This window comes from Roseateles sp. GW821-FHT09B06, from assembly GCF_059418245.1.
Genome location: NZ_JBWKPM010000004.1, coordinates 226,626 through 238,642, shown reverse-complemented (window position 1 = coordinate 238,642; position 12,017 = coordinate 226,626). Strand labels below are relative to the sequence as shown.

Below are 12,017 nucleotides of genomic sequence, written 5' to 3'. Positions count from 1 at the left end.
TCGTGGGGTCAGGTGTTGCCGCCCTCGGCATCCTGCTTGCGCGCGAACACATAGCCGACGCCGCGCACCGTCAGCACGCGGCGCGGGTTCTTCGGGTCGTCCTCGATCACGGCGCGGATGCGCGAGACATGCACGTCGATCGAGCGGTCGAACGCGTCCAGCGGATGCCCCTTCAGCGCATCCATGATCTGGTCGCGGCTCAGCACCCGTCCGGGGCTTTGCGCCAGCACCACCAGCAGGTCGAACTGGTGGCTGGTCAGGTCGCAGGTCTTGCCGTCCAGGCGCGCCACGCGTGCGGCCAGATCGATCTCCAGGCGACCGAAGCGCAGCACATCGTCACCCTCGCCCTCCGGTTCGGCGCGGCGCAGCAACGCCTTGATGCGGGCCTGCAGCTCGCGCGGCTCGAAGGGCTTGGGCAGGTAGTCGTCGGCACCCAGTTCCAGGCCGAGGATGCGGTCCATCGGCTCGCCGCGGGCCGACAGCATCAGCACCGGCAGGCGGCGCGTGCGCGCATCGCCGCGCAGCGCGCGGCAGAAGTCCAGCCCATCGCCGTCGGGCAGCATCAGGTCCAGCACCAGCAGTTCGGGCAGCGCCCCTTCCAGGGCCTGGCGCCCCTGGGCCAGCGAGCCCGCCACCGCCACCTCGAAGCCGGCGGCGCTGAGGTAGTCGCCCAGCATCGAGGTGAGCCGGGCATCGTCGTCAACAAGAAGCAGTCGGGTGCTCATGGAATACGCGGACATGGGGCGCTGAGCGGCGGCACGGCGCGCCGCGGCCTGGACCCCGGACATGGGAGCGTCAAGCATAAGCCAGTCTCGCGGTGCTTACTGGCCGCGGCGCGGGCCATGGTCCTTGCCATGCTCGGCCCGGCGCGCCTCGCGCTTGGCCATGCGCTCGGCCATGCGCTCGGCCAGCTTGCTGCGCTGCTCGGGCGTCAGCACATTGGCGGAGGCGATCAGGGCCTGGCTCATGCGCTTGCTGACCTGCTCGTGCAGGACCTGGGCCTGCTGGCGCACCGCCTCCACCGCGGCGGCATCGATGCTGGGGGCGGCCAGCAGGGTACGGCCCTGCTGATGCAGCTGATGCAGCGAGTCGCGCTGGGGCTTCAGTTCGTCGGCCGCGCTCTTCATGATCTGCTTGATCTGGGCGCGCTGGGCATCGCTGGCATCGACCAGGTCCAGCATATGCTCGGTGCGGTGGCTGCCGGGGCCGCCGTGGTGGGACATGCCGTGGCCCATGGACGCTTGCGCCTGCGCGGCGATGGCGCCCAGGCTCAGCGCCGAGACCAGGGCGCCGGCCTTCAAGACTCGCATCAGGTTCATCTTGGACATCAGAGGCTCCTTCAGCCATTGCGGTGATGCAATGGTCGGCGACCCGCGTATCGGCCCCATGCCTCCAATGTAAAGATCCACAAAGGACAAAAAAAGGGGCCCGAAGGCCCCTTTGCGTTTGCTTACCCGCCTTGTTCGATCACTTGATCGGCTTGAAGCGCATGCGCTTCGGGCGCGCGCCCTCCTCGCCCAGGCGCTTCTTCTTGTCGGCCTCGTACTCGTGGAAGTTGCCGTCGAAGAAGAACCACTGCGAATCGCCTTCGCAGGCCAGGATATGGGTGCAGATGCGGTCCAGGAACCAGCGGTCATGCGAGATCACCATGGCCGAGCCGGCGAATTCCAGCAGCGCCTCTTCCAGCGCGCGCAGGGTTTCGACGTCCAGGTCGTTGGACGGTTCGTCCAGCATCAGCACATTGCCGCCCTGGGCCAGGGTCTTGGCCAGGTGCAGGCGGCCGCGCTCACCGCCGGACAGCTGGCCGACCATCTTCTGCTGATCGTTGCCCTTGAAGTTGAAGCGGCCCAGATAGGCGCGGCTGGGCATCACGAACTTGCCCACCGTGATGTTGTCCAGACCGCCGGAAACGTCCTGCCAGACGGTCTTGTCCGCGTCCAGGCTTTGACGACTCTGGTCGACGAAGGCCATCTTGGCCGTCTTGCCAATCTTGACCGTGCCCGAATCCGGCTGCTCCACACCCTGCAGCATGCGGAACAGCGTCGACTTGCCGGCACCGTTGGGGCCGATGATGCCGACGATGGCGCCGGCCGGCACCTTGAACGACAGGTTGTCGATCAGCACGCGGTCGCCGAAACTCTTGCTGACGTTCTCGAACTCGACCACCTCATTGCCCAGGCGTTCGGCCACGGGAATGAAGATTTCGTTGGTGACATTGCGCTGCTGGTATTCGACGTCCGAGAGCTCCTCGAAGCGGGCCAGACGCGCCTTGCTCTTGGCCTGGCGGCCCTTGGCGTTGGAGCGAACCCATTTCAGCTCCTCCTTCATCGCCTTCATGCGCGCGTCTTCGCTCTTCTGCTCGGTCTCCAGGCGCTTTTCCTTCTGGTCCAGCCAGTCGGAGTAGTTGCCCTTCCAGGGGATGCCGTGGCCGCGGTCCAGTTCCAGGATCCACTCGGCGGCGTTGTCCAGGAAGTAGCGATCGTGGGTGATGGCCACCACGGTGCCGGGGAAGCGCTGCAGGAACTGCTCCAGCCATTCGACCGATTCCGCGTCCAGGTGGTTGGTCGGCTCGTCCAGCAGCAGCATGTCCGGCTTGCTCAACAGCAGACGGCACAGCGCGACGCGGCGCTTCTCGCCGCCGGACAGCACGCCGATGACCGCATCCCAGGGCGGCAGGTTCAGCGCGTCGGCGGCCAGCTCCAGCTGCAGATCGGTGTTCTCGCTGCCCGCGGCGGCGATGACGGCCTCCAGCTCGCCCTGTTCGGCGGCCAATGCATCGAAGTCGGCATCTTCCTCGGCATAGGCGGCATAGACCTCGTCCAGGCGCTTCTTCGCGGCCAGCACGCCGCCGATGCCCTCCTCCACCGCCTCGCGCACGGTCTGCTCGGGGTTCAGGCGCGGCTCCTGCTCCAGGTAGCCGATCTTGATGCCGGGCATCGCGATGGCTTCGCCCTCGAACTCCTTGTCGACACCAGCCATGATCTTCAGGATGGTCGACTTGCCGGAGCCGTTCACGCCCAGCACGCCGATCTTGGCGCCGGGGAAGAAGGACAGCGAGATGTCCTTGAGGATGTGGCGTTTGGGGGGAACCGTCTTGTTGACGCGGTTCATCGAAAAGACGTACTGGGCCATGGGTGCTCGCGAGGTTTCGGAGAAGCGGAAAAGCGAACGCGGGCCCGGGAATGACTCACTCCTGGCCCGCACAACAGACGCTATTGTCGCAGAGAGCTCGCGGCCGGGGTTCAGACCTCGGGCGGATCGAACAGATAGCCCAGGCCGCGCACCGTGCGGATCAGGCGCGGCTCGCGGGCGTCGTCGTCCAGCTTCTGGCGCAGGCGCGAGACCAGCAGATCGATGTTGCGCGCCAGCGAGGCCTCGCCGCGCCCGCGCACCAGGCCCAGCAACTCCTGACGGCACAGGATGCTGTGCGGCCGCTCCAGGAAGGCACGCAGCAGCCGGTATTCGGCCGGCGCCAGTGCCGTGCTGAAGCCGTTGGGGCCGCACAGGCGCCGGGTCTGGATGTCCAGATGCCAACGGCCGAACCGCAGCGGGCGCTCATCCCGGCTGCGCCGGAGCAGCCCCTGCAGGCGCAGGCGCAGCTCGTGCAAGTCCTGGGGGTTGCGCGGCTTGGGGCAAATCGCGTCGGCCCCCAACTCCAGCGCCAGCACCCGGTCGAGCACCGCGTTGTCGCTCAGCAGGGCCAGCACCGGCAGGCGCGAGCGGGCCCGCAGCGCCCCCAGCCGCTGCCAGCCGCGCCCCTGGGCGTCCTGCGGATCGAGCAGCAGCAGCTCGTAGCGCCCGCTGTCCGCGTCCTCCAGCGCCGCGGTGTCACCCGCCACGCTCAGCTGATAGCCCCACAGCGCAAGCGCGTCGCAGAGCATCGAACGGGTGATCGCATCGGGGTCGCACAGCAGCAGGCGAGCCTGCTGCGCGTCGAGATCGGGCAGGGACATGGGCAAGGTTCGGGTCGATTGAAACTGCGGCAAGCCTAGGGCGGGCCCATGTGTCCGTTGCGGCAAAGATGGCCGCAAGACACCCGCTATTTACCGGCGCTTGACACAGGGCGACGCGCAGCGCCCAGGCCGGCTACAATGCCGCCCAACGCTGCGCATCACAGTCTTTGCGCAGCGTTATTTTTTTGAGCCAACGCACGCTCCTTGCGTGGTCCGAAGACTGGCGCCGCACACAATGCGACGCGGCCACGCTCACAGGGCCCCGTGCTCATATTGCAGTCAATGACATTCGATTCCCTGGGCCTCGCGGCACCGCTGCTGAAGGCCATCGCCGACGCCGGCTACACCTCCCCCACCCCCATCCAAGCGCAAGCCATCCCCGCCGTCCTGAAGGGCGGCGATCTGATGGCCGGTGCCCAGACCGGCACCGGCAAGACCGCCGGCTTCACCCTGCCGATGCTGCATCGCCTGGCCGCCGGCCAGCCGGTGAAGAACGCCCGCGGCCGCCCCATGGTGCGTGCGCTGGTGCTGACCCCCACCCGCGAGCTGGCCGCCCAGGTCGAGGAAAGCGTCAAGACCTACGGCAAATACCTGCCGCTTTCCAGCATGGTGATGTTCGGCGGCGTGGGCATGCAACCCCAGGTCAACCGCCTGCGCGACGGCGTCGACATCCTGGTCGCCACGCCGGGCCGCCTGCTGGACCATCACCAGCAGGGCACCCTGGACCTCAGCAAGGTCGAGATCCTGGTGCTGGACGAGGCCGACCGCATGCTGGACATGGGCTTCATCCATGACATCAAGAAGGTGCTGGCCGTGCTGCCGCAGAAGAAGCAGAGCCTGCTGTTCTCGGCCACCTTCAGCGACGACATCAAGAACCTGGCCGACCGCCTCTTGAACCAGCCCGCGCTGATCGAGGTGGCGCGCCGCAACCAGACCAATGACGCGATCGCCCAGAAGGTGCATCCGGTCGGGCGCGAGCGCAAGAAGGAGCTGCTGGCCCATCTGATCAAGCAGGGCGACTGGCATCAGGTGCTGGTGTTCACGCGCATGAAGCATGGCGCCAACCGCCTGACCGACTTCCTGAACGACCAGGGCATCAGCGCCATGGCCATCCATGGCAACAAGAGCCAGGGCGCGCGCACCAAGGCGCTGGCCGAGTTCAAGAGCGGCGAGCTGGCCGTGCTGGTGGCCACCGACATCGCGGCGCGCGGCATCGACATCGACCAGTTGCCCCATGTCGTCAACTACGAGCTGCCCAACGTCCCCGAGGACTATGTGCACCGCATCGGCCGCACCGGCCGCGCCGGCGCCAAGGGCGAGGCCGTGAGCCTGGTCTGCGTGGACGAGAACGGCTTCCTGCGCGAGATCGAGAAGCTGATCAAGCGCGAGATCCCCAAGGAGATCGTGCCCGGCTTCACGCCCGACCCCAACGAGCGTCCCGAGCCCATCGTGCTGGGCCGCATGGTGCTGAACACCAATGGCAGCCGCGGCCGCGCGCCCAACCCGGCCGGCGGCCGGGGTGGTGGTGGCGGTGGTCGCGGCGGCCAGGGCGGCGGACGCCCGGGTCAGAACGGCGGCGGACGTCCCGGCCAGAACGGTGGCGGCCAGGGTGGCCGCCCGCAGCAGGCCTCGGGCCGCCCCCAGGGCGGCGGCGGCGGCCAGCCGCGCCGCGATGGCGCTGCCCCGCGCCCTGGCAACGGTCCGCGCCTGACCCAGCCCAAGCGCTGAGCCCGGTTGCACCGCTCGCAAGCCCAGCCTCGGCTGGGCTTTTTCGTTGCGGCCGCTCGGCGCCAGCGCGTGCTTGGGAGGGGTGAAGACCACGCGGCGCTCGCCTTGCTGTAATGTGGGTTTCTGCTGCAGCGGGACACCCCATGAAGAACAGCTTCCGCGGCGCGGCCGACGCGGTTATCGGTGCGCGCCACCACATCGTCTCCCCCGGCTTCCGGGTCGGTGATGGTCGCGGCGCCAAGCTGGCGGGCGGGGTCCGCGAGATCGGGCTGGACGGCGCCTTCGTGCCCATGGTGCCTATGCCCCGGCAGATGGTGGCACCGTGAACGCGGTGAGCCCCGACGCCACGACGCTGCTGACCGGCCTGCTGGTGGCGCTGGGCGGCGGCCTGCTGATCGGCCTGGAGCGCGAGCGCCGCAAGGGCCGCGGCCCGGGGCGCGAGCCGGCCGGCATCCGCAGCTTCACCCTGGTGGCGCTGGCCGGCGCGCTGGCCCAGGGCCTGGCGGTGCCCGGCCTGGTGCTGGTCGGTGCCGTCAGCATTGCCGCGCTCGCCGCCCTGGCCTATTGGCGCTCGCTGCGACGGGATCCCGGCCTCACCACCGAGGTGGCGCTGCTGCTGACCTATTTGATCGGCGTGCTGTGCATGCAGCTGCCGCGGCTGGGCGCCCCTGCGGCCCTGGTCCTGACCGTGCTGCTGGCGTCGCGCAGCCGGCTGCATCGCTTCGCGACCCGGCTGCTGCGCGAGGAGGAGTTGCACGATGGCCTGCTGCTGGGCGCGCTGTCCCTGGTGGTGCTGCCCCTGCTGCCGGCCGAGCCCCAGCCCTGGCTGGGCGGGATGCGGCCGCAGGCGCTGATGGCCCTGGTGCTGCTGTTGCTGGCCATGCAGGCCGCCGGTCATGTGGCGCTGCGCGTGGTCGGGGCCCGTGCGGGCCTGGCGCTGGCCGGCCTGTTTTCCGGCCTGGTGTCCAGCACCGCCACCATCGCGGCCATGGGCGCGCGGGCGCGCCGCGAACCCCGGTTGGCCAGCGCCTGCGCGGCCGGCGCGGTGATGTCCACCGCGGCGACCTGGCTGCAGGCCCTGCTGCTGCTGCTGGCCCTGAACCCGCCGGCCGCGCGCGCCTTCGCGCTGCCGGCCCTGCTGGGCGCCTTGTGGGCCGGCGCCTGCGCGACGCTGCTGGCCCGGGGCGCCAAGGCGGCCCTGCCGGAGCCCGCTCCCGGCCAGCGGCCGCTGCGCCTGCGCGAGGCCCTGCTGCTGGGCATACTGCTGAGCCTGGTGGCCCTGCTGACCACCTGGGCGCAGCAGCAGTTCGGGGAACAGGGCCTGATGGGCGCCGTGGCCCTGGCCGCCCTGGCCGATGCTCATGCGCCGGTGGCCTCGCTGGCCGCGCTGCGCAACAGCGGGCAGATCGCCGCTCCCGTGCTGCTGCAGGGCGTGCTGCTGGCGATCGCTTGCAACAGCCTGACCCGCTTGCTGACCGCCCTGATCGCCGGCGGCTGGCGCTTCGCGCGCGGGGTTGCCACGGCCCTGCTCGGCTCGCTGGCCCTGGCTGGCGCCGGCCTGTGGCTGCTGACCTGAGGCGCGCGGCCATCCGGTCGCCGGCCGCCGGGCAGCAATGCGGCGATACTGCGCCCCCCGCATGAAGACCCAGCCCATCCTCCCCGCCCGCGTCGATTTCAGCGACGCCGCCGCGCCGCGGGCGCCCGACTATGGCGATGTCTACCACGCCCGCGCCGGCGCCTTTGCCCAGGCACACCATGTCTTCCTGGGCGGCAACCGCCTGCCCGAGCGCTGGGCCGGCCGTGCGCGCTTCGTGATCCTGGAAACCGGCTTCGGCCTGGGCAACAATTTTCTGGCCAGCTGGGCCGCCTGGCGCGACGATCCGGCACGCTGCGAGCGCCTGGTCTTCATCAGCATCGAGAAGCACCCGCTGACGCGCGCGGACCTGGCGCGCGCCCATGCCGCCAGCCCCGAGCCCGAGCTCGCCGCCCGGCTGCAGCGGGCCTGGCCACCGCTGACGCCGAACCTCCATGCACTGGACTTCGAGGGCGGCAAGGTGCGCCTGCTGCTGGCCCTGGGCGATGCGCGCGACTGGCTGGCCGAGCTGGTGGCCGAGGTCGATGCCTTCTACCTCGACGGTTTCTCGCCCGCGCTGAACCCCGAGATCTGGGACCGCTACGCCCTGAAATCCCTGGGCCGCCTGGCTGCGCCCGATGCCACGGCCGCCACCTGGAGCACCGCGCCACAGGTGCAGGAGCATCTGCGCGGCGCCGGTTTCGAGGTCGAGAAGCGGCCCGGCTTTGCCAAGAAGGGCCGCATGACGGTGGCCCGCTTCGCGCCGCGCCACCGGGCGCAGCGCCCGGCCGGGCGCGAGCCGCTGGCCGCCGGAGCCCGCACGGCACTCGTGATCGGCGCCGGCCTGGCCGGCGCGGCCTGCGCCTGGGCCTTGCAGCGCCAGGGCCTGGCCGTCACCGTGCTGGACGCCCTGCCGGCCACGGCCCGGGGCGCATCGGGCAACCCGGGTGGCCTGTTCCACGGCACCTTCAACCCCGGCGACGGTCCGCATGCGCGCCTGAACCGGGCCGCCGCGCTGGCCTGCCAGCGCAGCCTGGCCCTGCTGCCGCCGCTGCCCTGGCTGCAGCAGGGCCTGCTGCGCCTGGAAACCAGCCACGAGCTGGCATGGATGCGCGCTCGGCTGGCCGAACAGGGCCTGCCTGACGACTATCTGCAGGCGCTCGACGCCGCCGAGGCCGCCGCATTGTCCGGCCTGCCCCTGACGCAGCCGGCCTGGTTCTACCCCGGTGGCGGCGCCCTGCCCCCGGCCGACTATGTCCAGGCCCTGCTCAAGGCCAGCAGCGCGCGCCTGTGCCCGGACGCCGAGGTCGCCGCGCTGCATCAAGATGACCAAGGCGCGTGGCGGGCGCTGAACGCCGCCGGCCAGACGCTGGCCGAGGCGCCCGCCCTGGTGCTGGCCGGCGGCGCGTCCGGCCTGGCCCTGCTGCGAACGCTGGCGCCCGGGCTGCCGCTGATGCCGCAGCGCGGCCAGCTGAGCCACCTGCCCGAGGCCGCCCCCCTGCCCCGCCTGCCGGTGGCGGGCGCCGGCTACGCGCTGGCGGACGGCCGCGGCGGCCTCTGGTGCGGCGCGACGACGCAGGACGGCGACGCCGACCCGCAGCTGCGCATCGCCGACCAGCGGCAGAACCTGGCGCAATGGGCCAGCTTGGCGGGGCTGCTCGAGGTACCCGAGGCAGCGCTGGCCGGGCGCGTCGGCTGGCGTCTGCTGACGCCCGATCGCCTGCCCCTGCTGGGCGGGCTGCCGGCGCCGGGCCATGCGGGCCGCGCCGACCAGGTGCGCTTCCTGCCGCGCCTGCCGGGCCTGGCCGTCTGCATGGGCCTGGGCTCGCGCGGCATCAGCTGGGCCGCGCTGGCCGGCGAGCTGGTGGCGGCCCAGCTCACCGGCGCGCCCCGGCCGCTGGAGGCCGGCCTGCTGGATGCGCTCGATCCGGCACGTTTTCACGTCCGCGCCGGCTGGCGCCGGGGCGGCGGCGCGGAAAGCCCTTAACTTTTCGCCGCAACGGCCGCTATACAGAGCAGAGAACCCGGCACGGCCCGCTGGCCAACGCCGGGCCGCTGCCGTTGTGGAGACATCATGCTGAGCCAACTTTTTTCCGGCCGATCGATCGGCCAGCGCCTCGGCGCCGTGCTGAGCCTCGTGCTCGTGATCGCCTTTGCCGGGTCCGGCCTGGGCTACTGGGCGCTATCGCGCGTGGCCGCCGAGACGACGGACATGTACCAGAACTCCCTGGTGAGCGAGCGCATCGCCTCCGACTGGTACCGCAACATTACCAACGGCGTGAACCGCACCAGCGCGATCGCGGTGAGCGCCGACCCGGCCCTGGCCGAATTCTTCGCCGCGACGGCGGCCGAATCGACCAAGCAGTCCAGCGAACTGCAGAAGCAGCTGGACGGCCTGATGAGCACCTCCGAAGAACGCGCCCTGTTCGAGAAGCTGTCGGAGGCGCGCAAGGGCTATCTGAGCACGCGCGACGCGGTCAGCGCCGCCAAGAAGGCGGGCGATGCCGACAAGGCACGGCAGATCTTCGACGGCCAGTTCCAGCCCGCGGCCACCGCCTTCCAGGACGCGATCAAGCAGATCGTGCAGGCGCAGCGCGAACAGCTGGACGCCGCCGCCAAGCGGGTCGACCAGGCCAACAGCACCGCCCGCACGGGCCTGGTCGTATTCGCCCTGTGCGCGCTGGCGGTGGGCGCGGCGCTGGCCGTCTGGCTGACCCGCTCGATCACCCTGCCGCTGCGCGAGGCCGCCGGCGTGGCCGATGCCATCGCCAATTTCGACCTGACCCGCAGCATCACGCCGCGCAGCCTGGACGAGACCGGCCGGCTGCTGCTGTCGCTGAAGACCATGCAGGAATCGCTGCTGAAGCTGATCGGCGAGGTGCGCGGCTCGACCGACAGCATCGGCACCGCCAGCGCCGAGATCGCGATGGGCAACCACGACCTCTCGGCCCGCACCGAGCAGACCGCCTCCAATCTGCAGCAGGCCGCCGCCTCGATGATGCAGCTGACCGGCACCGTGCGACAGACCGCCGACTCGGCCCTGACCGCCAACCAGCTGGCCAGCTCGGCCGCCGAGGTGGCGCAGCGCGGCGGCCAGGTGGTGGCCCAGGTGGTGGCCACGATGGAGGAGATCAGCGCCAGCTCGCGCCGCATCAACGACATCATCGGCACGATCGACGGCATTGCCTTCCAGACCAATATCCTGGCGCTGAACGCCGCGGTCGAGGCGGCGCGCGCCGGCGAGCAGGGCCGCGGCTTCGCGGTCGTCGCCTCCGAGGTGCGCTCGCTGGCGCAGCGCTCGGCCGAGGCGGCCAAGGAGATCAAGGCGCTGATCGGTGCCAGCACCGAGCGGGTCGAGTCCGGCACCCAGCTGGTGCAGGATGCGGGCAACACCATGGGCGACATCGTGGCCAGCGTGCAGCGCGTCTCCGACATCATCGGCGAGATCAGCGCCGCCGCGCGCGAGCAGAGCGACGGCATCAACCAGGTCAACGCCGCCGTCACCCAGCTCGACCAGATGACGCAGCAGAACGCCGCGCTGGTGGAGGAAGCGGCCTCGGCGGCCGAAAGCCTGAAGGACCAGTCGGGCCGCCTGTCGACGGCCATCGGCGTGTTCCGTCTCGATGCGCGCGGCCCGGTCGGCGCCGTGACGACGGCCTTCACCTCAGCGGCCTCGAAACCCGCGGCCCGCCCGCTGGCCGCCCGGCCCGCGCCGCGCGCCGCAGCGAAAAAACCGGTCGCGGCAGCCGCAGCGGCCCTGCCGTCGCCCCGCCCCGCAGCCGCTCCGGCTGCAGAAGCGGGGGACTGGGAGACCTTCTGAACGGGCGCGGGGGCTCAGGGCCGGCGCGCCCGGCCCCGCAACGCCGCTAAGGCCACCGGCAGCGCAAGGAGCAGCAGGGCGGCGATCCGGCCCACCGCGGGCTGCGCGGCTGCGTGCACGCGGCCTGCGCGGCGCGGCTCGGCGACCCGCTGGCGCCACCGGCCTGACCCGGTCTGACCAGGCGGGCCAGGCTCAGAAGCTCAGCGTGCGCACGCCGTCGGCGGTGCCCAGCAGGCAGACCGCGGCCTTGTTGCGGGCAAACACGCCCACGGTGACGACGCCCGGCCATTGATTGAGCTCGGCCTCGAAGGCCGCGGGATCCTGGATCGCCAGGCCGCGCACGTCGAGGATGTGGCCGCCGTTGTCGGTGACGCAGCCGGCACGCAGGCCGGCCTGGGCTCCCATCGCGGCGAAGCGGCGCACGATCTGGGCCGCGGCCATCGGGATCACCTCGACCGGCAGGGGGAACTTGCCGAGCGTGTCGACCAGCTTGCTCTCGTCGGCAATGCAGACGAAGCGCTCGGCCAGGTCGGCCACGATCTTCTCGCGCGTCAGCGCCGCGCCGCCGCCCTTGATCATGTGGCCCCGGTGGTCGATCTCGTCGGCGCCGTCGATATAGACCGGCAGGCTCTCGACCTCCGACGCCTCCAGGATCCTGATGCCCAGCGCCTGCATGCGCTCGGTGGAACGCAGCGAGCTGGACACGGCACCCTTGAGCGGCATGCCGCTGGCGGCCAGCGCGTCGATGAACTTGTCCACCGTCGAGCCGGTGCCGACGCCGACGATGCTGCCGGGCGTGACATATTGCAGGGCGGCCTGGCCGACCAGGGTCTTGAGTTCGTCTTGGGTCATGGTGTAGCTAGTCCGAAAAAAGCTTGAACGCCGCCGTCTTGCCGGTCGACCCAGCGGAGCCCGCGGATCCGGCTCCGCCGGTCCGCCGGGC

At 71.0% G+C, this 12,017-nt stretch carries 10 protein-coding genes; 5 read left to right on the top strand and 5 right to left on the bottom strand.

The features are described 5' to 3' along the window. Positions 1 to 8: 8 nt before the first annotated feature. From AC07OQ_RS05860 to AC07OQ_RS05845, 4 genes are all read right to left on the bottom strand, one after another. Positions 9 to 725 (bottom strand): winged helix-turn-helix domain-containing protein, encoded by a 717-nt coding sequence (locus AC07OQ_RS05860; RefSeq protein WP_495052153.1) that lies wholly within the window; start codon positions 723 to 725, stop codon positions 9 to 11. A gap of 96 nt (positions 726 to 821) precedes the next feature. After that, positions 822 to 1,328: a Spy/CpxP family protein refolding chaperone gene (locus AC07OQ_RS05855; protein WP_495052152.1), complete on the bottom strand. Its 507-nt coding sequence runs from the start codon at positions 1,326 to 1,328 to the stop codon at positions 822 to 824. A gap of 139 nt (positions 1,329 to 1,467) precedes the next feature. Continuing rightward, positions 1,468 to 3,132 (bottom strand): energy-dependent translational throttle protein EttA, encoded by a 1,665-nt coding sequence (ettA, locus tag AC07OQ_RS05850; RefSeq protein WP_495052151.1) that lies wholly within the window; start codon positions 3,130 to 3,132, stop codon positions 1,468 to 1,470. 110 nt (positions 3,133 to 3,242) lie between these two features. Beyond that, on the bottom strand, positions 3,243 to 3,953 hold the full coding sequence (locus tag AC07OQ_RS05845; RefSeq protein WP_495052150.1) for a winged helix-turn-helix domain-containing protein: 711 nt from the start codon (positions 3,951 to 3,953) through the stop codon (positions 3,243 to 3,245). A gap of 282 nt (positions 3,954 to 4,235) precedes the next feature. On the opposite strand from AC07OQ_RS05845, the gene AC07OQ_RS05840 reads away from it, so the two are divergent. The 5 genes from AC07OQ_RS05840 to AC07OQ_RS05820 all read left to right on the top strand — a co-directional run bounded on the left by AC07OQ_RS05840 (position 4,236) and on the right by AC07OQ_RS05820 (position 11,074). Next, entirely contained in the window at positions 4,236 to 5,681 is a 1,446-nt protein-coding gene (locus AC07OQ_RS05840) for a DEAD/DEAH box helicase (protein WP_495052149.1), read from the top strand. A 143-nt stretch (positions 5,682 to 5,824) separates the two neighbouring features. Beyond that, positions 5,825 to 6,007 carry a hypothetical protein gene (locus AC07OQ_RS05835; RefSeq protein WP_495052148.1) on the top strand — a complete coding sequence of 61 codons (183 nt, stop codon included), beginning with the start codon at positions 5,825 to 5,827 and terminating at the stop codon, positions 6,005 to 6,007. Continuing rightward, entirely contained in the window at positions 6,004 to 7,257 is a 1,254-nt protein-coding gene (locus AC07OQ_RS05830) for an MgtC/SapB family protein (protein ID WP_495052147.1), read from the top strand. Before AC07OQ_RS05835 ends, AC07OQ_RS05830 begins: the two co-directional genes overlap by 4 nt. 61 nt (positions 7,258 to 7,318) lie before the next feature. Continuing rightward, the gene (gene mnmC / locus AC07OQ_RS05825) at positions 7,319 to 9,241 is read left to right on the top strand and encodes a bifunctional tRNA (5-methylaminomethyl-2-thiouridine)(34)-methyltransferase MnmC2/FAD-dependent 5-carboxymethylaminomethyl-2-thiouridine(34) oxidoreductase MnmC1 (RefSeq protein WP_495052146.1); all 1,923 of its coding nucleotides are present in this window, start codon (positions 7,319 to 7,321) and stop codon (positions 9,239 to 9,241) included. Positions 9,242 to 9,328: 87 nt separating this feature from the next. Further along, entirely contained in the window at positions 9,329 to 11,074 is a 1,746-nt protein-coding gene (locus AC07OQ_RS05820; RefSeq protein WP_495052145.1) for a methyl-accepting chemotaxis protein, read from the top strand. 192 nt (positions 11,075 to 11,266) lie between these two features. On the opposite strand, the gene rpiA is transcribed toward AC07OQ_RS05820, so the two are convergent. Next, positions 11,267 to 11,926 (bottom strand): ribose-5-phosphate isomerase RpiA, encoded by a 660-nt coding sequence (gene rpiA, locus AC07OQ_RS05815; protein ID WP_495052144.1) that lies wholly within the window; start codon positions 11,924 to 11,926, stop codon positions 11,267 to 11,269. Positions 11,927 to 12,017 lie beyond the last annotated feature (91 nt).